This is a genomic window from Acinetobacter sp. 1130196 (assembly GCF_000588095.1).
Classification (GTDB): domain Bacteria; phylum Pseudomonadota; class Gammaproteobacteria; order Pseudomonadales; family Moraxellaceae; genus Acinetobacter; species Acinetobacter nosocomialis.
Window position 1 is genome coordinate 18,175 of record NZ_JFWX01000040.1, and the last position, 21,853, is coordinate 40,027.

Consider the following 21,853-nt stretch of genomic DNA (forward strand, 5'->3'; position numbering starts at 1 on the left):
ATTGTTGCACCAGTTTAGTTCAACCACAATGACTAAATGTACATACATTGGCACCAATTCTTTTTAAGAAGAGGAACCGATCTTTTTTTATTTCGTATGTCACTTGCTCCAAATATTCAACTGGATGTTGAAAAAAGAAAGTAGTCCGAGCTACTAAAAATTCTAAGGAGATATAAATGAATATAGCTACAAAAGTCACTCCAAATATTATTGCAACAAAGGATGTGTCACTTGAAGATAAATATGTAAGTGATAACGGTACAGCATATATGACCGGCATTCAGGCGCTTGTTCGTTTGCCTCTTGCCCAAACTCGCCGTGACGCGATTAATGGTTATCATACTGCTGGTTTTATTTCTGGTTATCGCGGTTCTCCTGTTGGTAACTATGATAGTTTCCTTTGGCAAGTTCAAGGATTACTTAAATCCCATAATGTTGTATTTCAACCTGGCGTAAATGAAGACTTGGCTGCTACCGCAATTTGGGGTACCCAACAAGTTAACCTTTCAGGTCAAGGCAAATATGATGGAGTGTCTTCATGGTGGTATGGTAAAGGCCCGGGTGTTGACCGTTCAGGCGACGTACTCCGCCATGCTAACTTAGCTGGTACCTCTGAACGTGGTGGTGTCGTTGCTTTATTTGGTGATGACCACTCTTGTAAATCTTCTACAATTCCCCACCAGTCTGAACATGTCATGATTGGTTGCGGTATTCCAATTTTCTACCCAACATCCGTTCAACAAATTTTAGACTTTGGTGTTCATGCCATTGCTGTTTCACGTTTTTCTGGTCTGTGGACTTCCATGAAGCTGGTCAGTGAAATTGTAGAAACTTCAGCTTCTGTTCATGTCGATTTAGACCGTGTCACTCCTGTTATACCAAAAGATGTCAATTTCCCAGAGGGTGGCGTTAATATTCGTTGGCCAGATCATGGCATTCAACAAGAAGAACGTCTTTATAAATATCGCTTACCTGCTGTTTTGGCTTATGCCCGTGCGAATAAAATCAATACCGTAACATGGCCTTGTGAAAATGCCCGTATTGGTATTGCTGCAAGTGGTAAAGGTTATTTAGATACCATTGAAGCCCTACGTATTTTAGGTATTGAGGATGAAACAGCCCAACAGCTTGGGTTACGTGTTTATCAAGTTGGGCTGATTTGGCCTCTAGAACCACAAGGTCTACGTGAATTTGCCGAAGGTTTAGAAGAGCTAATTGTTGTTGAAGAAAAACGTCCAATTCTTGAGACACAAATTAAAGATGAGTTGTACTCACTTCCTGATGACAAACGTCCTCGTGTTATTGGTAAAGCGATTGATGGCAAAGGTGAATGGAGTACCTCTATTGAAGAAGCACCGCTCATTGGTCACTATGAGTATCAGCCTGAACCGATTGCAAAAATGCTAGCTGCTCGCTTCTTAAAACTAGATATTCCAGAAAGCTTAAAAGCACAAATCCAAAGCAGAATCGACTTACTGCTAAAAGCAGAGCAAGAATCAAAACGTGTGATTGATCTTGCTGAACGTAAACCATATTTCTGTAGTGGTTGCCCACATAACTCATCAACAGTCGTTCCTGAAGGTAGTCGTGCGTTAGGCGGTATCGGTTGTCACTATATTGCTGTTTCGCTTGACCGTGGTACCGAAACGTTCTCTCAAATGGGCGGTGAAGGTGTAAGTTGGGTGGGTGCATCACCATTTACCAATGAAAAACACATTTTTGCTAATCTTGGTGATGGAACCTATTTCCACTCTGGTTACTTAGCAATTCGTCAATCTATCGCTGCAAAAACAAATATCACCTACAAAATCCTCTACAACGATGCGGTCGCTATGACAGGTGGTCAGCATGTAGATGGGCATTTGAGCGTTGCACAGTTAACTCGCCAGCTCGCTGCCGAAGGTATTAAAAAACAAGTGATTGTCACTGATGAAGTTAAATTATTAAATGAAGAAGACGGTATTGCAGCGGGTGTAGAAATTCGCCACCGTAATGAGCTTGATGCAGTTCAACGTGAGCTACGTGAAGTTTCAGGTGTAACCGCTTTAATTTATGTACAAACCTGTGCCAGTGAAAAACGCCGTCGCCGTAAACGTGATGCCTACCCTGACCCAGCTGAGCGTTTATACATTAACAGTGATATTTGCGAAGGTTGTGGCGACTGTTCTAAAAAATCAAACTGTTTATCTATTGAGCCAGTAGAGACTGCTTTAGGGACTAAACGTCAAATTAACCAAAGTAGCTGTAATAAAGACTTCACTTGTGCCGAAGGGTTTTGCCCAAGCTTTGTGACTGTTCATACACGTGATATGAAACGTCCTGCTAAATTTGAAGGTATTGGTGCAGGCTGGCCAACATCACCCGTTATTCCTCAGTTATATGACGTTCCAAGTCGTATTATGGTCGGTGGTATTGGTGGTACAGGTGTTGTGACTATTGGTGCACTGCTTGGTATGGCGGCTCACCTCGAAGGGAAAGCAACACGTGTTATGGACATGGCCGGCCTTGCCCAAAAAGGTGGTACGGTTTATTCATACGTTCAACTTGCAGCAAGTGATGAGCAAATTTCTTCTACCAAAATTCCAGCGGGTCAATGTGAATTACTCATCGGTGCAGATGCCGTAGTCGCTGGTGGTAGCGCTGCTCTATCTCGTTTAAAAGATGATGCTTTAGTTATTGTGAATGAAGACAGTACCCCTACTTCTGAGTTTATTAAATCTCGTGACTGGTATGCGCCTATTACCGATTTAATTGACCGTCTCCGTGGTCGTGTTCGTCAAGGTCAGCTGGTTTCTCTGCCAGCGGCTCGTATTGCAACTCAGCTCTTAGGTGATTCAATTTATACCAACCAGTTATTGCTCGGTATGGCATGGCAATCTGGTCGCATTCCGCTATTACGTGAAAGTATTGAAAAAGCAATTCGCCTAAATGGTACGGCTGTTGAAAAGAACCTTGAAGCTTTCCGTGTAGGTTGTCATCTTGCAAGTGACCCGACTTTAGCTGCTCGTTTACTTGCAGCAATGCCAAAAACCAAAACTCCGCAAACTTTAGCTGAACTTGTTGAAGACCGTTCTGCTCGTCTAACAGACTACTGGAATGAAGCTTATGCAGCTAAATACCGCACTCTTGTAGAATTGGCAGCTAAAAAGTTACCAGAAGAGTTAACAGGTACGATTGCAACTCAGCTTTACAGAGTTATGGCTTATAAAGATGAATATGAAGTTGCACGTCTACTAACAGGTAAAAGCTTCAAAGAATCAATTGAAACCCAATTCGGTAAAGGCTTACGTTTAACCTATCATCTTGCTCCACCAGCGTTACTTGGTGGTCTGAAAAATGTCCGTAAACGTGCGTTTGGTTACTGGATGCGTTTCCCGATGATGATGCTCGCTCGCTTACAATGGCTTCGTGAAACTTTCCTTGACCCATTTGCGCGTCAAGAAGAACGTCAACACGAACAAGCTTGGCGTGACCGTTACATCGCATTTGTTGAAACACTTGTTGAGACACCAGACAATCATAACTTGGCAGTTGCTGAACAAATTGCAAAATTACCGGCAGAAGTCCGCGGTTATGGTCATATCAAAATGAAAGCAATGGACGCTGCAAAACAACGTTGGGATGAGCTTACGCCAACATTGCTAAAAGTCCGTAACTAACAATTAAATCTCAATAAAAAAAGTCATCCTTGGGGATGACTTTTTTTATTGGCTCAAAAATTTATTTAGTCATTTTACGTAAAGTCAAAATCTGCTCGCTTCGTCCAAATGGACCATACACATCATGTAAAACTGCACTGGTTAAACCAATGCCATCCGAACCATATTGCTGAACGGTTTCCAGACCTAACCATTTACCTTGCGGATAACGGTGCATGTGGATTTGTAAATCAAGATTTGGGAAGCCCCAAGTAAATTCTCCTTCTTGTCTTGGGACAATGCCGTTTGCGGTATCTACCATACCGATCAAATGCGCAAAATCTGTGGTCGGCTGCCCTTCAACTATTTCTTTATGATTGTTTAGCCAAACAATGCCTTTGCCCGCACGATGCTGATCATCAGTTTTAGTGACTAATGTCTGGATAAAACCACCCGGCCATCTTTTCATACCTGTCCATTCGGTAAAAGTATCTGGATGATGAATTGGTTGATCTTCAAGCCCAGCAATATCGGAACTGTCTTGAGTGCACATGCGCCATGCTCTAGCCACAATACAAGTTTTACCTTGTGCTTGTAGTTCTGCTTCAATCAATTCAATCGTTTTACCGGCACGAATGACATGTGTTTTAATCGTAAATTCACCAAATGCAATCAATCCAAAAATATCAAAACTAATTCGACCAATTCGCATATCTTGTCGTGGTGAAAACTGTTCTAACTCTACTGCGATCACGCCACTTGCAGGCGCCATATGCTGTTCATGAGGGTTCCAAGCACCTTGCGCATGAACAGTTGAGCAATAATGAGCAATCACTTCACCTTGAGGACCAATTGTTCTATTCAGTAATTGATAATAAGCATTCATGATTTTCTTTCCTTAGTCCTTGTCCAACATCAATATTTGATGAAAATTCACGTTTTAATACTTATGTTAACCCTCTATTTCTTTGTCTCAACTGGTTTTTCCTACCAAAAACTGATGAGTCTAAATTTACAAATTTAATCAATAGGTAAAATTTCGTATGTCAATTTCACCCAATGATTCTAGATATTACGATTCATTAAAATGCAAAAGCATCTTGATCGAGCTCCATCACAGTATCAGCTCCAGACTCAATAGAAGCGGCATAACTCTGTGTACGATGCAAAAGCTTTTGATAGAAAAACTTAGCTGTCGTTAATTTTGCTTTATAAAAAGCTTCTTCTTGTGTACCCGATGCTAATTTTTCATGGGCAACTTGTGCCATTCGAGCCCACAAATAAGCGAACACGACGTAACTAGAAAAATAAAGATAATCTACTGAAGCAGCCCCTATTTCTTCTGGGTTGTGTTTGGCTTTCTCTGCAATAGATTTGGTCAGTGACAGCCATTGCTGCTTAAGCTCAGCTAATTTTTCTAAATAAGGTTTCAAGACTTCATTTGATTGGTGCTGACTAATAAACTGATCAATTAAATCGGTCATGTTCTTTAGAAGTTTGCCTTCCGACTTGAGGACTTTACGTGCCAGCAGATCTAAAGACTGAATCTCAGTTGTACCTTCATACAATGTCGAGATACGTGCATCACGTACAATTTGCTCCATGCCATGCTCAACAATAAAGCCATGTCCACCAAATACTTGAACACCATGCTTTGCAGACTCATTACCCGACTCTGTTAAAAAGGCCTTAGCAATGGGTGTTAAAAAAGCCAATAATTCATCGGAGTGTTTTTGCTGTTCCTGATCGTTTGAGCTTTCCACAATATCGACATGCTGAGCCAGAAAATAAGCCAGTGCACGACCACCTTCAGAAAAAGCTTTTTGTGTCATTAACATTGAACGCACAGCGGGATGCACAATAATTGGATCGGCATTTTTCTCAGGATATTTAGGACCAGATAACGAACGCATAGCGAGACGCTCTTTAGCATAACTTAACGCGCCTTGAAATGAGATTTCAGAAGCAGCAAGCCCTTGTACGGCTGTTCCAATACGTGCGGTATTCATAAAAGTAAACATACAATTGAGCCCACGATTTTCAGGACCAATTAAATAACCTTTGGCACCATCAAAATTCAGTACACAGGTCGCATTTCCATGAATCCCCATTTTATGTTCAATCGCACTACAAACGACTTTATTACGGTCCAGCACCTGACCATCATCACTCACATTAAATTTAGGCACAATAAATAAAGAAATACCTTTAGTCCCTGCAGGTGCTTGAGGCAAACGGGCTAAAACAATATGAATAATATTTTCAGAAAGATCATGTTCCCCCGCCGAAATAAAAATCTTTTCGCCTGTAATCGAGTAACTACCGTCCGAATTTGGTTCTGCTTTAGTTCTAATTAAACCAAGGTCCGAACCCGCATGTGACTCGGTTAAACACATGGTTCCGGTCCAGACACCACTAATAAGTTTAGTCAAAAACTTCTGTTTTTGTTGCTCGGTACCATGGTGCTCAATTGTTCTCATTGCGCCATGAGACAATCCCGGATACATTGCCCAAGCCCAATTAGAACCACATAACATTTCAGAAATCGCAATCCGCAGTAATGTTGGTAAGCCTTGCCCACCATATTCCGGATCGGCGGTTAATGAAGTAAACCCAAGCTCGGCATATTTTTGGTAGGCTTCTTTAAAACCTTTAGGGGTTGTCACCACACCTTGATTTAAATGACAGCCTTCTTGATCGCCATTTTGATTTATGGGCGCTAATTCATTTTCACAAAAATCTGCTGCTGCCTCTAAGTATTGATCAATTAATTCTCGATTTACGCTTTCCTGATATTTGCTTAAACCTTGATAGTTCTGTTCTGTTTGAAGCATTTCATGCAGTACAAATTGCATATCGCGTAATGGAGCTTTGTATAAAGGCATAGTTTTTCCTTTCACCTCTCTGCCTGTGTCATGGGCAGATATCGTTTTTCCTTGAAATGGACTTTTATTGTTTCAATCTCACCAAAATATCAAAAAATTTCTTATAGCAAAATATATTTTCACTAAATTAATAAAATTATCGTAACTCATAAATGGATATAAAACATAAATACATGTTTTAAAATACAAATACAGAATAAAAAGTAATTAGCATTACATAATCAAAATAAATTTAAATTTTGTATTGCAAAATTTTATTCCGTAAAAATTCAATTTATAGTATGGTGATTAGATTGCTTAATCATCCAAGGACGATTCATGGAAAGCCCGAAATACACAGGTCTTGAGTTTTTAACCGCTTTAAAAAATGGTGAAGTTTCTCCATCACCTATGGCTCACACCATACCAATGGAACTCGTTGAAGTATCCAAAGGTAAAGCAACTTATAAAGTTACCCCTCGCAAAGAACATAGAAATATTCAAGGCGGTGTACACGGCGGCTTTTGCGCCACAGCTTTAGATACAGCTACTGGCAGTGCAGCTCATACATTGCTCGAACATGGCGTCGGCTATGGAACCATTGATTTAAATGTAAAAATGATCCGCCCCATGCAAGTTGATACGTCTTACTATGCGACAGCCGAATTGATTAATGCGGGCCGTAATATTATAAGTACCGAAGGAAAAATCGTAGATGAGAACGGCAAAGTGTATGCTTTTGCCTCGGCAACCTTAATGATTATTCGCAAATAATAAAATTTTAAAGCTCCTGTTTATGGAGCTTTTTCTTGCTTGGTAATCTTACCCATTTCATAAAAATCTAAGCGATCAATCACGAAACTTGTTATTGCCATTGCTAAACCTAAAGCAGCACATGCTTCCCATCCCCAGTGTTTCCAAGCATACACCGCAATAAAAGAACCTAAGGCGGCTCCACCAAAATATAAAGTCATATAAATTGAATTAATACGGGAACGTGCCTCGGCCGAAATCCGGTAGACCAGATTTTGGTTGAGTACATGAAATGCTGACAAACCAAAATACGCCATAATCACGCCAACAGCGTAGGCAACCAAAGACTGCTGTGCAAAAAATAGTGGTATCCATGCACTCATTAATAGTGCCATACAAACCAATGCAATCCTATTTTCAAGGCCTGCTGCAATTTTCTTGCCTGCCCATGGGGTCGCAAATACGCCAGCCAAGCCAACAATACCAAATAAACCAATCTGGAAATCGTTAAAGTGATAAGGCTCATTCGCCAAAATAAAAGTCATGGTGGTAAAAATGAGAGCCAAAATTCCAAAGCCAATTCCCCCTGCCAAACCACGGCGTAGTAAATGAGGCTGATGAACAGCTAATGAAAATAGCGAACCATAAATCTGTAGAATATTGAGTTGATGGGATTTTCGCGCCACTGGTAACTTTACCCACATTACCCAAGCAAACACCAAAATGACAATTCCGCTAATTAAATAAACCGCATGCCAAGACCAAACTGTAGAAAGTAAGCCTGCAATAGAACGTGCCAATAATATTCCCAAGAACAAACCACTCATGAGAGTCCCTACAACTTGAGGGCTTTTTTTCGGGCTGGCTAAACCCGCGGCAAAAGGAACTAAAACTTGAGTCGCAATCGAAAAGAATGTAGCTAAAAAGGTAAAGCCATATAAAGCTGGCAAGGTTTGACTTAAGGATAGCCCTACTTGTGCAAGCCCCGTACAACACATGAGCAGGCAAATATAACTACGCTTTTCAAAAAAGTCGCCTAAGGGAACTAATATAAAAAGGCCAACTGCATATGACAGCTGGCTAATCACAATAGTTAAAGCGACCTGATCGGCATTGACTTTTAATGCTTCTGCAATGGAATAGATTAAGGGCTGGTTATAATAGTTTGAACCCGCACAAATTCCACATGTCATTGCCATGATAAAAATAAAGCTTTTTGACAGTATATTTTCTGCATTGGGCTCAACTATTTTTTCCATTTTTAATTACGCCCTATTTTAGAATTTATACATTGATACAAAGTTTATGCGTGACACATCAGCGGTTCGGCCATCGAACACTTCACGTTTGCCTTGGTGATATTCCATCCCAATATCCATTTGCTCAATTGGAGAATAAAAGACGTTAGCAGCATAGTCCGTTAAGCGTTTATTAGCATCGGGGTTAAGTTTGGCATAAGCCGTGTCGTCATCATAATCAAACATTGAAGCCGATAAGTTCGCACGCCATTGCTCATTAAATTTATATGAATAGCCAATATTGACGCTATTCAACTTATTCATCACCAAATCTGTTTTATCTTCGTTTAAAGAAAAATCACCCGCAGCATTTAAACTTGTTGAATTTGCCAAACCACTTTGGGTGGTATACGGCATAAATTTTTGATCACCGACAATATATTGATAATTTGCTTGTAGCGATTGTTGTGGCGTGAGTTGATATTTTAAGCCGCCTCCTGCACCCCAACTTACTTTCTTCACTGTGGCAGTGGCGACATCTGCGGATTTTTCATTGATAAAACCTTGCGCAAGAGCAGTTAAAGGACCTTGTTTAAAAGTATAGCGCCCCGTTAAAGATGGCAATGCCGAGACTCTCGAACCTGTATATTCCAAAGCTACTTTTAAATCATTATTGGCGTCGATTTTCCAGTCATAGCGAATTTGAGGAGTACGCGTATAGGAAGTTCCCACAAATTGGGTGTAATCAACAGCTTCTGTACGGGTTTCCATGTTAGACATGAGTGACCATGTTTGACCAAAGGTCCAGTCTTTATAGGTAAAAAATGCATGACGGATACGGAATTTACCATCCCCCGTTCCCATGTTAGAGCTATCAAAGAAATCGGCTTCGATATTTCCTGTAACCGCTTTATTTGGGCTATTAAAATAAACACCGAGTCGGCTTGCATTAATCATGGCATCCGAACGCGCATGATTCGAACGTTTTTCACTTTCAAAAGGTGTTCGGTACAGACTGCTGGTCGTTCTACCGCCCGAGTCTGGTGATGACTTAAAATCAACCGCTGCATCAATACGGGCAATACCATAAACCTTAACGTTATCCGTCCAAGTCACCCATGAAGGAGCAACAGGCTTTTCTGTTACCGTTGCTTTAGTTTTTTCAATGTTCTCTTCGATCTTAACCTGTTTGACCTGTAAATTATTTTGAGTTTGTTTCTGAGCAGCAAGTTCTGCTTTTAATTTTTGCAGCTCGGTTTCTAGTAAATTAATTCTTTGTTCTGTGGTATCTGAAGAATTTGCAAAAATAGTCCCTGAAGCCGCAGCGCAAGCTGCAGCTAAAATTAATTTTTTCATCTTTTAATCCTTAAAGAAGCGTTTTTTCCGTGTGTATTTAGGCTACACGTGCATCAATTAGTTCACAGTCAGTAACTGCCTGTAATTCATCAAAAGTTAAGCCGTCTACCATTTCCTTGACGTAAGCTTTTTGGTCCTTGAGTTCAATAATGCATAAATCGGTGTAAATACGGTTTACACACTGCTCACCCGTTATTGGATAACTCAGTTCTTTTACAATTTTGGGCTCACCTTTTTTAGTGACATGCTCCATATAGACATAAATCGTTTTTGCACCAACTGCCAAATCCATAGCACCGCCAACTGCAGGTACATCATCTGCTTTACCGGTATGCCAGTTTGCCAAGTCTCCATTGACCGCAACTTGGAATGCACCAATCACGCAAATGTCCAGATGGCCGCCACGCATAATGTCAAATGAGTCACCATGATGCATAAAACATCCACCATCTAATAAAGTGACAAGTTCTTTTCCGGCATTTACCAGATCTTCATCTTCCTCACCCGGTTGTGGTGGTGGGCCAAAAGCCAAAACACCATTTTCCGAATGTAAAAAAATTTCTTTGTCTTTTGGCAAGAATTTAGCAACGTTGGTCGGTAAGCCAATGCCTAAATTGACATAAGAACCTTCCGGAATGTCATTGGCAATGAGTTTGGCAATATCTTCACGAGAACGCTTTTGAACTGACATTAGATATCTCCTACTTTTACAACGTGCTGAACAAAAATTCCCGGTGTAATAATGCACTCTGGGTCAAGCGTTCCTAGCTCTACGGTGTCATTCACTTGAACAATCGTGGTCTTGGCGGCTTTTGCCATAATTGGTCCAAAATTGCGAGCCGCTTTGCGGTAAGTTAAATTGCCCCAGCGGTCGGCTTTATCGGCATAAATCAGTGCAAAGTCAGCTTCCAGTGGATATTCAAGCACATAGTTTTTACCATTAATGGTTCGGGTTTCTTTGCCTTCGGCAATTTTAGTGCCATAACCAGTCGGAGTAAAAATAGCACCCAAACCTGCCCCTGCGGCTTGAATACGACATGCCAAATTACCTTGCGGTACCAGTTCTAACTCAATTTTTCCCGCTCTATATAAGTCTTGAAAAACGGTTGATCCTGCAGATTTCGGAAATGAGCTAATCATTTTTTTGACACAACCGGCAATAATCAGCTTGGTTAGACCACGGTCACCCGAAGCTGCATTATTGTTTACAATGGTGAGTTCTTTTTTTCCTAAATCGATTAAGGCTTCAATTAATTCAGCAGGTTGCCCCGTCACACCAAACCCGCCTGTCATGATGGTTGCTCCATCAGGAATAGCTTTTAAAATCGGTTCAATGTCACTGGTGATTTTATTTATCATCTCACTTGTCCCTTTTCATCCTTAATTTAAGGTGACAGATAAATCTGTCACTCTGCCTTTTGCGGGTTAAATAGTCGGTCTTTAATAAATAACAATGGAATTACCCCGCAGATAAAATAAGCCGCAGCCATTACCAAAAGTCCTAAGCCAATAGAACCGTTTTGCGATAGATAACCAATTGTTAATGGAGAAAAAATTGAAAGTACTTTGCCAATGTTATAAGCACCGCCCACTGCCGAACCTCGAATAGAAGTCGGGAAGCTTTCTGTCATATAGGTGGCATTAATTGCATATGGAATACCGTAAAGGAAACCGAAAAACAGCATCATCCATAAAATGTTGGTTGGTGTATTTAAGTAAACAATGACTGGAATAAATAAGGCTGTACCAATGGTTCCAAAAGCGAATACAGCGCGGCGTCCTAATTTATCGGCAACAATTCCTGCAATTACTTTGGCGAACATCATAATCAGGAAAGTACCGACCATATACATGGCCATTTCTTTAAACTTGATGCCTAGATCAGACTCTAAATAAGCCGGTAACCAGTTACTTACGCCGTAATAACCAAACTGTAGTGCACCAGTACTAATAATCCAAAGTACAAACATGGTGCCATGTTTTTTATCTCTTAAAATCTCAAGATATGGATTTTGACGTTTTTTAGGTTGGCTACTTTGAGCTATTTTTAACGCTTTTAATTGACGCGCTTTTTTCCATGACTCAGGTTCAGGTACACATATGTGCATCAAAATTGATAACACCACAGGCGCAATTGCAATCCAGTAAAGGAAACGCCAGCCGTGTTCAGGAATAATGTGTCCTGCTAGTAATGTCGCTAATAAAGAACCTAAGGTATAACCTGTCATCAGCGTTGCTAAAACGGTAGAACGATGTTTGGTCGGAACCATTTCTGACATTAAAATATTACAGGCAATATAAAGTGCACCTAAACCCATCGCTCCAAAAGTTCTTAAAACTGCAAATTGCATATAAGAGTGTGTAAAGCCTAGCGCACAGGTTAAAACTGAAGAATAAGCAATAAAGAAAACAATAATACGAACCCGACCAAAACGGTCACATGCCCAACCACCAATGAGTCCACCCACGGCCGAGCCAAATAGAGTCAGGCTTCCTAATGTTCCAGCTTGCACACCAGTTAAATGAAATTCTGTTTTAAGACTAGTGAGGCTTAATGCCAAAAAACCTAAATCTGCCCCATCACATAAAAGTGTAAAAAAAGCGAATATAAATGCAGTAATCCAAATCTTTTTGGGCGTTTGAATAGCTTCAGTGCTATTCATATTCTCTGTAACAGTCTTTGTTGTCATGTCCATATCCTCAGAAGGAACATGAGGCATCCCATGCCTCATGGCATTTGATTTTTTATTAGGCTGTAGCTTCCCTAATCATGTTTTTGGCAATAATAAGTTGTTGAACTTGCGTCGTTCCTTCATATAAACGGAACAAACGTACATCACGATAAAAACGTTCAATGGCATATTCACTGATATAGCCTGCGCCACCATGAATCTGTACACAGCGGTCAGCAACGCGGCCACACATTTCGGTCGCAAACATTTTTGCGCAAGAGGCTTCCGTACTAATGTTTTCGCCATTATCACGGCGGCGAGCTGCATCTAAGACCATACATTTAGCGGCATATATTTCGGCTTTTGAGTCGGCAAGCATGGCTTGAATAAGCTGGAAGTTCGCAATAGGTTGACCAAACTGTTTACGCTCAATCGCATAGTGCAATGCGTCGTTTAACATGCGTTCGGCGACACCCACGCTATAGGCACCAATGTGCAACCGTCCTTTATCCAGCACTTTCATGGCCGTTTTAAAACCGACACCTTCTACCCCACCAATCAATGCAGAAGCAGGTACACGGCAATTTTCAAAAATTACATCACAGGTGTGTGAACCCTTTTGACCCATTTTTTGGTCAATTTTGCCCAAGGTAATACCTGGTGTATTCGCTTCGACTAAAAAAGCTGAAATACCTCCCGACCCTTTAATTTCAGGATTCGTTCGAGCCATTACGGTAAAGGTTGCAGCATGGGGTGCATTAGTAATAAAACGCTTGGTACCGTTTAACACATAAAAGTCACCATCTTTTACCGCACTGGTTTTTAAAGAGGCAGCATCAGAACCAGACTCAGGCTCGGTTAAACAAAATGAACCAATAATTTCGCCACTTGCGTAACGTGGTAAATATTTCTGCTTTTGCTCTTCTGTACCATCAATCAAAATTGCACTTGAGCCAATACCGTTATTGGTTCCAATTAAAGAACGGAAAGCCGGTGAAGTTTGTCCAAGTTCAAATGCAACTCTGACTTCTTCTTCCATGGTGATGCCTAGGCCACCATATTCTTCGGGAATTGTGAGGCCGAACAAACCTAGCTCACGCATTTGCTGCACAATGTCATCTGGAATTTTGTCTTTCTCTACCACTTCGTTTTCACGAGGGATCAATTCATTTTTTACAAAATCTCGAATTGTTGAAAGTAACTGCTCCAACATCCCTTCATCACGGATCATCTTTGATCTCCCTTTTTATATATTTCCATCGTATCCATCAGCCATTTCCAGCTGGTCTGGATACCATGCTTTTAAATCTTGTTTAGTGCGGATGTGTTTCATAGTACGAGAACAAAAATACAAATTTCAAGCTTTTTTGAAAATTAATTTCGTTTAACGAAATTTAAATTTAGACCATTACGCAATATCAATAACTTATCTATTTTAAAAGATGATACCTACGCTATTAAGAGAAATAAGACTTGAAATAAATTCCAAAATAAGCATCATAAAAGGAATATAGTTTTGATATGCGAAACAAGGAATTCAAAAATGAGTGTGTCAACAGGGAATAATTTCGTAGAAGTCGACTTTTCTATTCAAAAAATAGCAGTTGTTAAAATTAACCGCCCAGAAGCAAAAAATGCTTTAAACAGTGAAGTTCGCAAACAACTAGCACAAGCTTTTACCGAGTTAAGTTTTAACGATGAGATCAATGCGGTTGTGCTCACAGGTGGTGAAGAAGTCTTTGCCGCAGGTGCAGATTTAAAAGAAATGGCAACCGCAACTTCCACAGAAATGTTATTGCGTCATACCGAACGTTATTGGAATGCAATTGCCCAATGCCCTAAACCCGTGATTGCTGCTGTAAATGGTTATGCATTAGGTGGTGGCTGCGAACTTGCAATGCATGCTGACATTATTATTGCAGGTAAAGGCGCAACCTTTGGCCAGCCGGAAATTAAAGTCGGTCTAATGCCAGGTGCTGGTGGTACACAACGATTATTCCGTGCTGTGGGTAAATTCCATGCTATGCGCATGATTATGACAGGTGCCATGGTGAAAGCCGAAGAAGCTTATTTGATTGGTCTTGTTTCACAAGTCACAGAAGACGACCAAACTATTCCAACTGCAATCCAAATGGCACAAAGCCTCGCAAAAATGCCTCCTATTGCCATGCAACAAATTAAAGAAGTTGCACTAATGAGCGAAGATGTTCCATTAAATGCAGGCTTAACTCTAGAACGAAAAGCATTCCAGTTGTTATTTTCTACCGAAGATAAAAATGAAGGCGTTCAAGCTTTTATCGAAAAGCGTAAGCCGTCGTATCAAGGTAAATAATTTAAAACCATAATAACAAAGGAATGAAAATGGCCAGAAAAGTATTAATTAGTGCAGGTGGTTCAGGGATAGGACGATGCATTGCCGAGGCATTTTTAAACAATCAGGATGAAGTTTTTGTTTGTGATATCAATGCTAAAAGCTTAGAACAATTTCAACAAGATTATCCAAAGCTACACATATATACCTGTGATTTAGCCGACCATGAACAAATTAAACTCATGTTTAGTCAAGCCATTCATAAACTTGGCGGTATTGATATTTTAGTCAATAACACAGGCATCTCAGGCCCGACCGTTGCAGCAGATGAGTTAAGTTTTGAAGACTGGAATACAGTTATTAATTTAAACCTGAATAGCACTTTTTTAATTACCCAGTTAGCCATTCCCTATTTAAAGCAAGCACAGGCAGGCGTGATTATTAATATGTCGTCTATTGCCGGCCGCTTAGGCTATCCATATCGACTGGCCTATTCCACTTCAAAATGGGGGTTGATCGGTTTTACCAAAACGCTTTCTATGGAACTCGGTGCAGATAACATTCGGGTTAACGCTATTCTTCCTGGAGCGGTAGATGGTGATCGGGTTCAGCGCGTATTACAGGCCCGTGCCGATGTAGCCCATACATCACTGGAAGAAGTGACTCAAAACGCACTGAAAAATCAGTCGCTCAAATATTTTGTCAATCCAAAGCATATTGCAGATTTATGCCTATTTTTAGCGTCAGATAGTGGTCGCTCAATTTCAGGGCAAATCTTACCCATTGATGGTGATAAACAATGCTTAAGCTAAATCACCCAACCTTATTTTTCCATTTAATTTCAAATATAGATTAATCATCAGGATGATCGACATGACTTATGATATTAAAAGCATGGCTGTGATTGGTGTAGGTGTCATGGGCAGTGGTATTGCTCAAATTGCTGCGCAGTCAGGTCATACCACTTATTTATATGATGCCAAAGCAGGCGCCGCAGAACAGGCCAAAGAAAAACTGGCTGCTACATTTCAAAAGTTAGTCGAAAAAAATAAGATTACGCCTGAGCAAGCAACAGCGGCAAATAACCATTTAATTGTTGCCCATCAAATTGAAGATTTAAAAAATTGTGACCTCATTGTAGAAGCAATTGTTGAACGTCTCGATATTAAACAAAGCTTGATGCAACAGCTTGAAGACATTGTTTCGGATACTACTATTTTAGCCTCAAACACTTCTTCTCTCTCTATTACAGCCATTGCGGCAAATTGCAAGAAGCCTGAGCGTGTTGTGGGTTATCACTTTTTTAACCCAGTTCCACTCATGAAAGTGGTTGAAGTCATTCGTGGTTTAAAAACAGATCCACTTATTATTGATGCTTTAAACGATCTGTCTCGTGCATTTGGTCATCGCCCTGTTGTAGCAAAGGACACCCCTGGATTTATTATTAACCATGCGGGCCGTGCTTATGGAACTGAAGCGCTCAAAATTTTAAACGAGAATGTCTGTGATATTAGTGAAATTGACCGAATTTTACGTGACGGCGTTGGTTTTAGAATGGGGCCATTTGAATTAATGGATTTAACTGGCCTTGATGTTTCGCATCCTGTGATGGAGTCGATTTATCACCAGTACTATGAAGAAGCCCGCTACAAACCAAGCCCGCTGACCAAGCAAATGCTAGATGCCAAGCAACTTGGACGTAAGGTTAATCAAGGTTTTTATAACTATGAAACCGGTTCAAAAACAGGTGAACAACCAGCCAAATTGGTAGAGCGTTTAGCACAATATCCAAAAGTTTGGATCGCTGCCGATTTCTTGGACGATAAAAAACAACTCGAAGATTATTTAACTCAGCAAAATATTGCCCTAGACACCAATTCTGAACCGCAAACAGATAGCTTATGTTTACTCGCTTGTTATGGTGAAGATACAACTCAAGCAGCTACTCGCCTAGGAGTTAATCCAAAGCATACTGTTGCGATAGACATGCTTTATGGCATTGCAAAACATCGCACCTTAATGCCATCACTCATTACTAAATCTGAATACCGACAAGCGGCTCACTCTATTTTCAATCTAGATGGAAATATGGTCAGTATGATTAATGAAAGTATTGGCTTTGTTGCGCAGCGTGTTTTAGCCATGGTCATTAATTTAGGCTGCGATATTGCCCAGCAAAATATTGCCACAGTAGATGATATTAATGCGGCTGTACGTCTTGGCTTAGGCTATCCATTTGGACCAATTGAATGGGGCGATCAAGTCGGTAGCGAAAAAGTCTTACTTATTCTGAACCGTATAACAGCACTTACCCATGACCCGCGTTACCGCCCTAGCCCGTGGTTACAGCGTCGTGTCGCACTTCATTTACCTCTTACTTTTACTCACGAGTCTTGAAAAGGAATTTCTCAATGTTAAATGCATATATCTATGATGGTTTACGTAGTCCATTTGGCCGTCATGCAGGTGAACTTGCCTCAATTCGTCCTGATGATTTGGCCGCAACTGTCATTCAAAAACTACTAGAAAAAACAGGTGTACCAGGCGCGGATATTGAAGATGTGATTTTAGGCGACACCAACCAAGCGGGTGAAGATAGTCGTAATGTGGCACGAAATGCACTATTACTTGCAGGCCTACCTGTCACTGTACCAGGCCAGACAGTAAACCGCCTATGTGCTAGTGGTTTAGGTGCTGTGATTGACTCAGCACGCGCTATTACTTGTGGTGAGGGTGAACTGTATATTGCAGGTGGTGTAGAAAGTATGTCACGTGCACCGTTTGTGATGGGTAAAGCGGAAAGCGCTTATAGCCGTGATGCAAAAATTTATGACACCACGATTGGCTCTCGCTTTCCAAATAAAAAAATTATTGCGCAGTACGGCGGTCATTCAATGCCTGAAACGGGCGATAACGTTGCAGCCGAGTTTGGTATTAGCCGTGAACAAGCTGACTTATTTGCAGCCCAATCACAAGCCAAATATCAAAAAGCCAAAGAAGAAGGTTTCTTTGCCGATGAAATTACGCCAATTGAGGTTTTCCAAGGCAAAAAATTGCCACCTAAGCTCGTTTCTGAAGATGAACACCCTCGCCCAAGCTCAACTGTTGAAGCACTTACAAAGTTAAAACCACTCTTTGAAGGTGGCGTAGTTACTGCGGGTAATGCCTCAGGTATTAATGATGGTGCAGCAGCACTTTTGATTGGTTCAGAAGCGGCAGGTCAAAAATATGGCCTAAAACCAATGGCAAAAATCTTGTCCGCTGCGGCAGCCGGTATTGAGCCACGCATTATGGGTGCTGGCCCGATCGAAGCGATTAAAAAAGCTGTTGCGCGTGCTGGCCTTACTTTAGATGACATGGATATTATCGAAATTAATGAAGCCTTTGCTTCACAGGTTTTATCTTGTTTAAAAGGCTTAAATGTTGATTTTAATGACCCACGTGTGAACCCGAACGGTGGTGCAATTGCAGTTGGTCATCCACTTGGTGCTTCAGGTGCTCGTCTTGCGTTAACAGTAGCGCGCGAGTTAATTCGCCGTAAGAAGAAATATGCCGTGGTGAGCCTATGTATTGGTGTAGGCCAAGGTCTTGCAATGGTGATTGAAAACGTTTCATAACCATTGAACCAGATATCCATTCATCACAACAGCGCAGTGATGAATGGATTTATTTTGCAGAGCGAAATATAATGGCAAAACTATTGCTTTAATTATATTTGAGGATCGAATGTCTCAAAACACGGAAACTGAAAAACCAATAAATTTTGATGAGATACGTTTAGATCCTATTTCGCATATACATCGGGAAAATAACCCGCAGTTTATTGCTTCTTTAGCACGCGGCTTAGAACTTTTAAGATGCTTTTCTGCAAATAATCAGGTGCTTGGTAACCAAGAATTAGCAAAAATGACAGGTTTACCTAAACCGACCATTGCACGTATTACCAATACCCTTGTGTCATTAGGTTATTTAAAACAATTACCTAACTCGACCAAATACACATTAGATATTGGTGTCTTATCCTTAGGATATGCAGCTTTATCTAACATCTCGATTCGTAATATTGCTCATCAATATATGGAAGAGATGAGTCAGTATGTTCAAGCGCCCGTAGCGATGGCAACGCGTGATCGCTTAAATATGGTGTATATCGATGTTGTGCAAATTGAAACAGCCTTAAATATGCGCCGTCCAATTGGTTCGACTTTACCACTGCATAGCAGTTCTATGGGACGAGCATGCTTGGCTGCGACTCCTGAACGTGAGCGCAACTTTCTACTTGATGCATTGAAACAAAAAAATCCAGAAAACTGGCCAGCCATCAAACGCTCATTAGAACGAGCTTTCCGTGATTATCAAGATTATGGATATTGTTTGTCTTTGGGTGAGTGGCATAAAGAAGTAAACTCAGTGGCTGTACCTTTGGTTAGCTCTAAACACGGTCTTTATGTTTTTAACTGTGGTGCGCCAAGTTTTCATCTAAATCCGGAAAAACTTGAAGGTGAAATTGGACCACGTTTAATCCACATGGTGCACAATATTCAAGATGCTTTGAATGAAACGCACTAACAATCGTACTTAAAACAGTTATGGTTGTGTTGATTAAAGTTCCACTTTCATTATGACGATAGGCATGATGAAAAACGCACTCTATACCCCAACCATTATTCTAATGGCGATTGCTGCAGGCATTTGTACAGGTGGAAATTATTTTAGTCAGCCACTTATTCATTCAATTAGTCTAAGCTTAAATTTAACTGAAACCACTACAGCATGGGTGCCCACTCTAGCCCAAATCACCTATGCCTGTGGCTTACTCTTTTTAATGCCGTTGGGTGACATATTAGAAAAGCGCAAGCTGCTATTTATCTTTATGTTACTAGCTTCAAGCGGATTAATTATTAGTGGCTTTTCACACAATATTTATCTTTTACTGCTTGGCACTGTTATTACCGGTTTATTTTCCAGCGCAGCCCAACTTTTATTACCGCTTGCTGCAAGTCTGGTTCCGATTCAACAAAGTGGCCGTGTTGTTGGCTTTTTACTGAGTGGGCTGATGATGGGTGTTTTACTCGCCCGTTCCCTTTCTGGGCTGATGTCTACACTTTTTGCGTGGAATATTATTTATCTGGTTAGTGGCTTTCTATTACTCATCATTGCCATTATTTTGCATCGTAATATTGGGTTATTCCCACCCACCAAATCTGAAAACTATGTAAAAACCATTCGTTCTTTACCAAAGATTTTTATTCAAAATCCACGTTTAAGAACCAGAACTTATATTGGTGGTTTTACATTTGCTTGTGTGAGTTTAACCTTTACCACCATGTCGTTGCTTCTGGCTCCGGCACCTTATTATTTTAGTGACTTTACCATTGGCCTTTTCGGTTTTGTTGGCGTGTTAGGAACTTTCGTTGCCAATTTCTCAGGCAAATTTATTGACCAAGGCTATATCCATAAAATTTCGATTTATTGCGGCATTGGGCTGATTTTAAGTTGGATACTTTTTTCACTTTTACCCTACCATTTCGCTTTTTATATTATTGCCTTACTTATTCTCTACGCTTCTCTTTCTGCGGTACATGTCACCAACCAAAGTATTGTATTTAAACTTAATCAAGAATTACGTTCACGGTTTAATGCCATTTATATGACAGGTTACTTTGCTGGCGGCGCTTTAGGCACAACGGCGGGAAGCTACGCTTGGAAACACTTCGGATGGAAAGGTGTCTGTATTTTGGGCTTAATTTTTGCCATTCTATGTCTTTATTATTGTGTGCGTGATGCAAAAAATCAGCACAATTAAAACTTGTGCTGATCTCAAAGTAGGCTAATAGTTCGTTATAAAAGCCCTAATAAACGTCCACGAATAATGTCTTCTGCCTCTTTGATAATGCAACTAACAAACTTAATATTCACTTTTTAAAACGAGTAAATTTTTCTTATTTTAATATTTATAACCAACAAAAAAATAATAATAAATTGCTTAGATTAATTATTTAACATACCATTACCAATATTAAATTTTTAATAATTAAGTGTATGTTCAACAAAAAAGAAATATTTTTCTTACCAATCAAAATAGATAATGAAACAGTCTATGCTGGTTTTTGGAAACGTCTTAGTGCTGGCATTATTGATATGCTAGTGATGATACCTTTGATGATAATAGGTTATTTTACTCAAAATATATCTATAATTATTTCAATGATCACTGTAGTTATTGCAGCTCTCTTCGCGATTACTTATATAATTTACTTTCACTATCGATTTGGTGCAACGATAGGAAAAATGGTGGTTGGAATAAAAATTACACGTCCCGATGGTAGTAAAATCACTCTTATACAAGCTGTGTTAAGATCTTCAGTTGATATTGTTTTTTGTATTATTACGGTTATATCCGAATTAATCGCATTAAGCTATGCTGATCCTGAAATATACCTAAATGCAGGGAAAATTGATCAAGCAAAATATATTCTACTTTTTTATCCAGCTTGGTACAGTATAGTTAACTCAGCAAGTGAATTATGGACTTGGAGTGAGTTTATTGTTTTACTTTTTAATAAGAGAAAAAGAGCTATTCATGACTTTATTGCTGGAACTATTGTAATTAAAAAACAATATTCAAAAAACTAATATAAGAGGGGGCAGAGTAAAACTTGAAGTGCGACATAAACCACCTAATTAATTTAAAGGGTTTATGGAGTATATAAAATTGTCATACCATCATCTTAACTTTGAAGATCGTACTGCATTAATGCTTGAGTCAAGAAAAGAAGGCTTTTCAGCCAGAAAATTTGCTGAACTCATTAAAAGACATCCTAGTACGATCTATCGTGAGCTTAAAAGAAATAGCATCAATGACGTTTATCAAGCTCGATATGCTTCTGATAACACCTTCGCTAGACGTAGACGTGGTCACAGAAAACTCAAAATCGATTCAATCCTCTGGAAATTTATTGTTGAAGCGATCCGTTGTTTATGGTCTCCTCAGCAAATAGCAAAGCGTTTAAAGACATTT

The 21,853-nt window shown here is 40.1% G+C and carries 18 protein-coding genes; 10 read left to right on the forward strand and 8 right to left on the reverse strand.

The window, feature by feature from the left end; translation table 11 throughout:
* The first annotated feature begins 176 nt into the window (after positions 1-176).
* The gene (locus J671_RS20355) at positions 177-3,659 is read left to right on the forward strand and encodes an indolepyruvate ferredoxin oxidoreductase family protein (protein ID WP_004887704.1); all 3,483 of its coding nucleotides are present in this window, start codon (positions 177-179) and stop codon (positions 3,657-3,659) included.
* A gap of 61 nt (positions 3,660-3,720) precedes the next feature.
* On the opposite strand, the gene J671_RS20360 is transcribed toward J671_RS20355, so the two are convergent.
* Positions 3,721-4,524, reverse strand: coding sequence for a thioesterase family protein (locus tag J671_RS20360; RefSeq protein ID WP_004887705.1), 804 nt, complete (start codon positions 4,522-4,524; stop codon positions 3,721-3,723).
* A 196-nt stretch (positions 4,525-4,720) separates the two neighbouring features.
* A complete protein-coding gene (locus J671_RS20365; RefSeq protein ID WP_004887706.1) occupies positions 4,721-6,523 on the reverse strand; it encodes an acyl-CoA dehydrogenase C-terminal domain-containing protein in 1,803 nt (600 codons plus the stop codon).
* A gap of 303 nt (positions 6,524-6,826) precedes the next feature.
* Here J671_RS20365 and J671_RS20370 point away from each other — a divergent pair, with 303 nt between their 5' ends.
* Positions 6,827-7,276, forward strand: coding sequence for a PaaI family thioesterase (locus J671_RS20370; protein WP_079377081.1), 450 nt, complete (start codon positions 6,827-6,829; stop codon positions 7,274-7,276).
* A gap of 20 nt (positions 7,277-7,296) precedes the next feature.
* Here J671_RS20370 and J671_RS20375 read toward each other — a convergent pair whose 3' ends face one another.
* From J671_RS20375 to J671_RS20400, 6 genes are read right to left on the reverse strand one after another with little or no spacing between them, the layout of a single operon-like run.
* The gene (locus J671_RS20375) at positions 7,297-8,514 is read right to left on the reverse strand and encodes an MFS transporter (RefSeq protein WP_006581459.1); all 1,218 of its coding nucleotides are present in this window, start codon (positions 8,512-8,514) and stop codon (positions 7,297-7,299) included.
* An 18-nt stretch (positions 8,515-8,532) separates the two neighbouring features.
* Positions 8,533-9,849, reverse strand: a complete 1,317-nt coding sequence (gene dcaP, locus J671_RS20380; RefSeq protein ID WP_004887709.1) for an outer membrane trimeric porin-like protein DcaP — start codon at positions 9,847-9,849, stop codon at positions 8,533-8,535.
* Between the two features lie 37 nt (positions 9,850-9,886).
* Entirely contained in the window at positions 9,887-10,540 is a 654-nt protein-coding gene (locus J671_RS20385) for a 3-oxoacid CoA-transferase subunit B (RefSeq protein WP_000116037.1), read from the reverse strand.
* Complete coding sequence (locus J671_RS20390; RefSeq protein ID WP_002048307.1) at positions 10,540-11,208, reverse strand: 3-oxoacid CoA-transferase subunit A; 669 nt, start codon at positions 11,206-11,208, stop codon at positions 10,540-10,542. Before J671_RS20390 ends, J671_RS20385 begins: the two co-directional genes overlap by 1 nt.
* A gap of 47 nt (positions 11,209-11,255) precedes the next feature.
* The gene (locus J671_RS20395) at positions 11,256-12,539 is read right to left on the reverse strand and encodes an MFS transporter (RefSeq protein ID WP_009501086.1); all 1,284 of its coding nucleotides are present in this window, start codon (positions 12,537-12,539) and stop codon (positions 11,256-11,258) included.
* Positions 12,540-12,597: 58 nt separating this feature from the next.
* Positions 12,598-13,752, reverse strand: coding sequence for an acyl-CoA dehydrogenase family protein (locus J671_RS20400; protein WP_000617392.1), 1,155 nt, complete (start codon positions 13,750-13,752; stop codon positions 12,598-12,600).
* A gap of 312 nt (positions 13,753-14,064) precedes the next feature.
* Between J671_RS20400 and J671_RS20405 the strand changes: the two genes are divergently transcribed.
* From J671_RS20405 to J671_RS20440, 8 genes are all read left to right on the forward strand, one after another.
* Positions 14,065-14,853, forward strand: a complete 789-nt coding sequence (locus tag J671_RS20405; protein ID WP_004887713.1) for an enoyl-CoA hydratase — start codon at positions 14,065-14,067, stop codon at positions 14,851-14,853.
* A 29-nt stretch (positions 14,854-14,882) separates the two neighbouring features.
* Complete coding sequence (locus J671_RS20410) at positions 14,883-15,644, forward strand: SDR family oxidoreductase (RefSeq protein WP_002048283.1); 762 nt, start codon at positions 14,883-14,885, stop codon at positions 15,642-15,644.
* Positions 15,645-15,705: 61 nt separating this feature from the next.
* Entirely contained in the window at positions 15,706-17,229 is a 1,524-nt protein-coding gene (locus tag J671_RS20415; RefSeq protein WP_004887715.1) for a 3-hydroxyacyl-CoA dehydrogenase, read from the forward strand.
* 14 nt (positions 17,230-17,243) lie between these two features.
* Positions 17,244-18,449 carry a 3-oxoadipyl-CoA thiolase gene (locus J671_RS20420; protein ID WP_000930801.1) on the forward strand — a complete coding sequence of 402 codons (1,206 nt, stop codon included), beginning with the start codon at positions 17,244-17,246 and terminating at the stop codon, positions 18,447-18,449.
* A gap of 109 nt (positions 18,450-18,558) precedes the next feature.
* Positions 18,559-19,401, forward strand: a complete 843-nt coding sequence (locus J671_RS20425) for an IclR family transcriptional regulator (RefSeq protein WP_000081482.1) — start codon at positions 18,559-18,561, stop codon at positions 19,399-19,401.
* A 64-nt stretch (positions 19,402-19,465) separates the two neighbouring features.
* Positions 19,466-20,638, forward strand: coding sequence for an MFS transporter (locus J671_RS20430; protein WP_009501077.1), 1,173 nt, complete (start codon positions 19,466-19,468; stop codon positions 20,636-20,638).
* Between the two features lie 236 nt (positions 20,639-20,874).
* Positions 20,875-21,468: an RDD family protein gene (locus J671_RS20435; RefSeq protein WP_004887718.1), complete on the forward strand. Its 594-nt coding sequence runs from the start codon at positions 20,875-20,877 to the stop codon at positions 21,466-21,468.
* A 121-nt stretch (positions 21,469-21,589) separates the two neighbouring features.
* A partial coding sequence (locus J671_RS20440) for a helix-turn-helix domain-containing protein (RefSeq protein ID WP_236767318.1) occupies positions 21,590-21,853 on the forward strand: 264 nt, incomplete at its 3' end.

Bases quoted from the DNA above. Each gene is read 5' to 3' on its own strand.
- J671_RS20355 (WP_004887704.1), top strand. From the start codon at position 177: ATGAATATAGCTACAAAAGTCACTCCAAATATTATTGCAACAAAGGAT.
- J671_RS20360 (WP_004887705.1), bottom strand. From the start codon at position 4,524: ATGAATGCTTATTATCAATTACTGAATAGAACAATTGGTCCTCAAGGT.
- J671_RS20365 (WP_004887706.1), bottom strand. From the start codon at position 6,523: ATGCCTTTATACAAAGCTCCATTACGCGATATGCAATTTGTACTGCAT.
- J671_RS20375 (WP_006581459.1), bottom strand. From the start codon at position 8,514: ATGGAAAAAATAGTTGAGCCCAATGCAGAAAATATACTGTCAAAAAGC.
- dcaP (WP_004887709.1), bottom strand. From the start codon at position 9,849: ATGAAAAAATTAATTTTAGCTGCAGCTTGCGCTGCGGCTTCAGGGACT.
- J671_RS20385 (WP_000116037.1), bottom strand. From the start codon at position 10,540: ATGTCAGTTCAAAAGCGTTCTCGTGAAGATATTGCCAAACTCATTGCC.
- J671_RS20390 (WP_002048307.1), bottom strand. From the start codon at position 11,208: ATGATAAATAAAATCACCAGTGACATTGAACCGATTTTAAAAGCTATT.
- J671_RS20395 (WP_009501086.1), bottom strand. From the start codon at position 12,539: ATGACAACAAAGACTGTTACAGAGAATATGAATAGCACTGAAGCTATT.
- J671_RS20400 (WP_000617392.1), bottom strand. From the start codon at position 13,752: ATGATCCGTGATGAAGGGATGTTGGAGCAGTTACTTTCAACAATTCGA.
- J671_RS20405 (WP_004887713.1), top strand. From the start codon at position 14,065: ATGAGTGTGTCAACAGGGAATAATTTCGTAGAAGTCGACTTTTCTATT.
- J671_RS20410 (WP_002048283.1), top strand. From the start codon at position 14,883: ATGGCCAGAAAAGTATTAATTAGTGCAGGTGGTTCAGGGATAGGACGA.
- J671_RS20415 (WP_004887715.1), top strand. From the start codon at position 15,706: ATGACTTATGATATTAAAAGCATGGCTGTGATTGGTGTAGGTGTCATG.
- J671_RS20420 (WP_000930801.1), top strand. From the start codon at position 17,244: ATGTTAAATGCATATATCTATGATGGTTTACGTAGTCCATTTGGCCGT.
- J671_RS20425 (WP_000081482.1), top strand. From the start codon at position 18,559: ATGTCTCAAAACACGGAAACTGAAAAACCAATAAATTTTGATGAGATA.
- J671_RS20430 (WP_009501077.1), top strand. From the start codon at position 19,466: ATGATGAAAAACGCACTCTATACCCCAACCATTATTCTAATGGCGATT.
- J671_RS20435 (WP_004887718.1), top strand. From the start codon at position 20,875: ATGTTCAACAAAAAAGAAATATTTTTCTTACCAATCAAAATAGATAAT.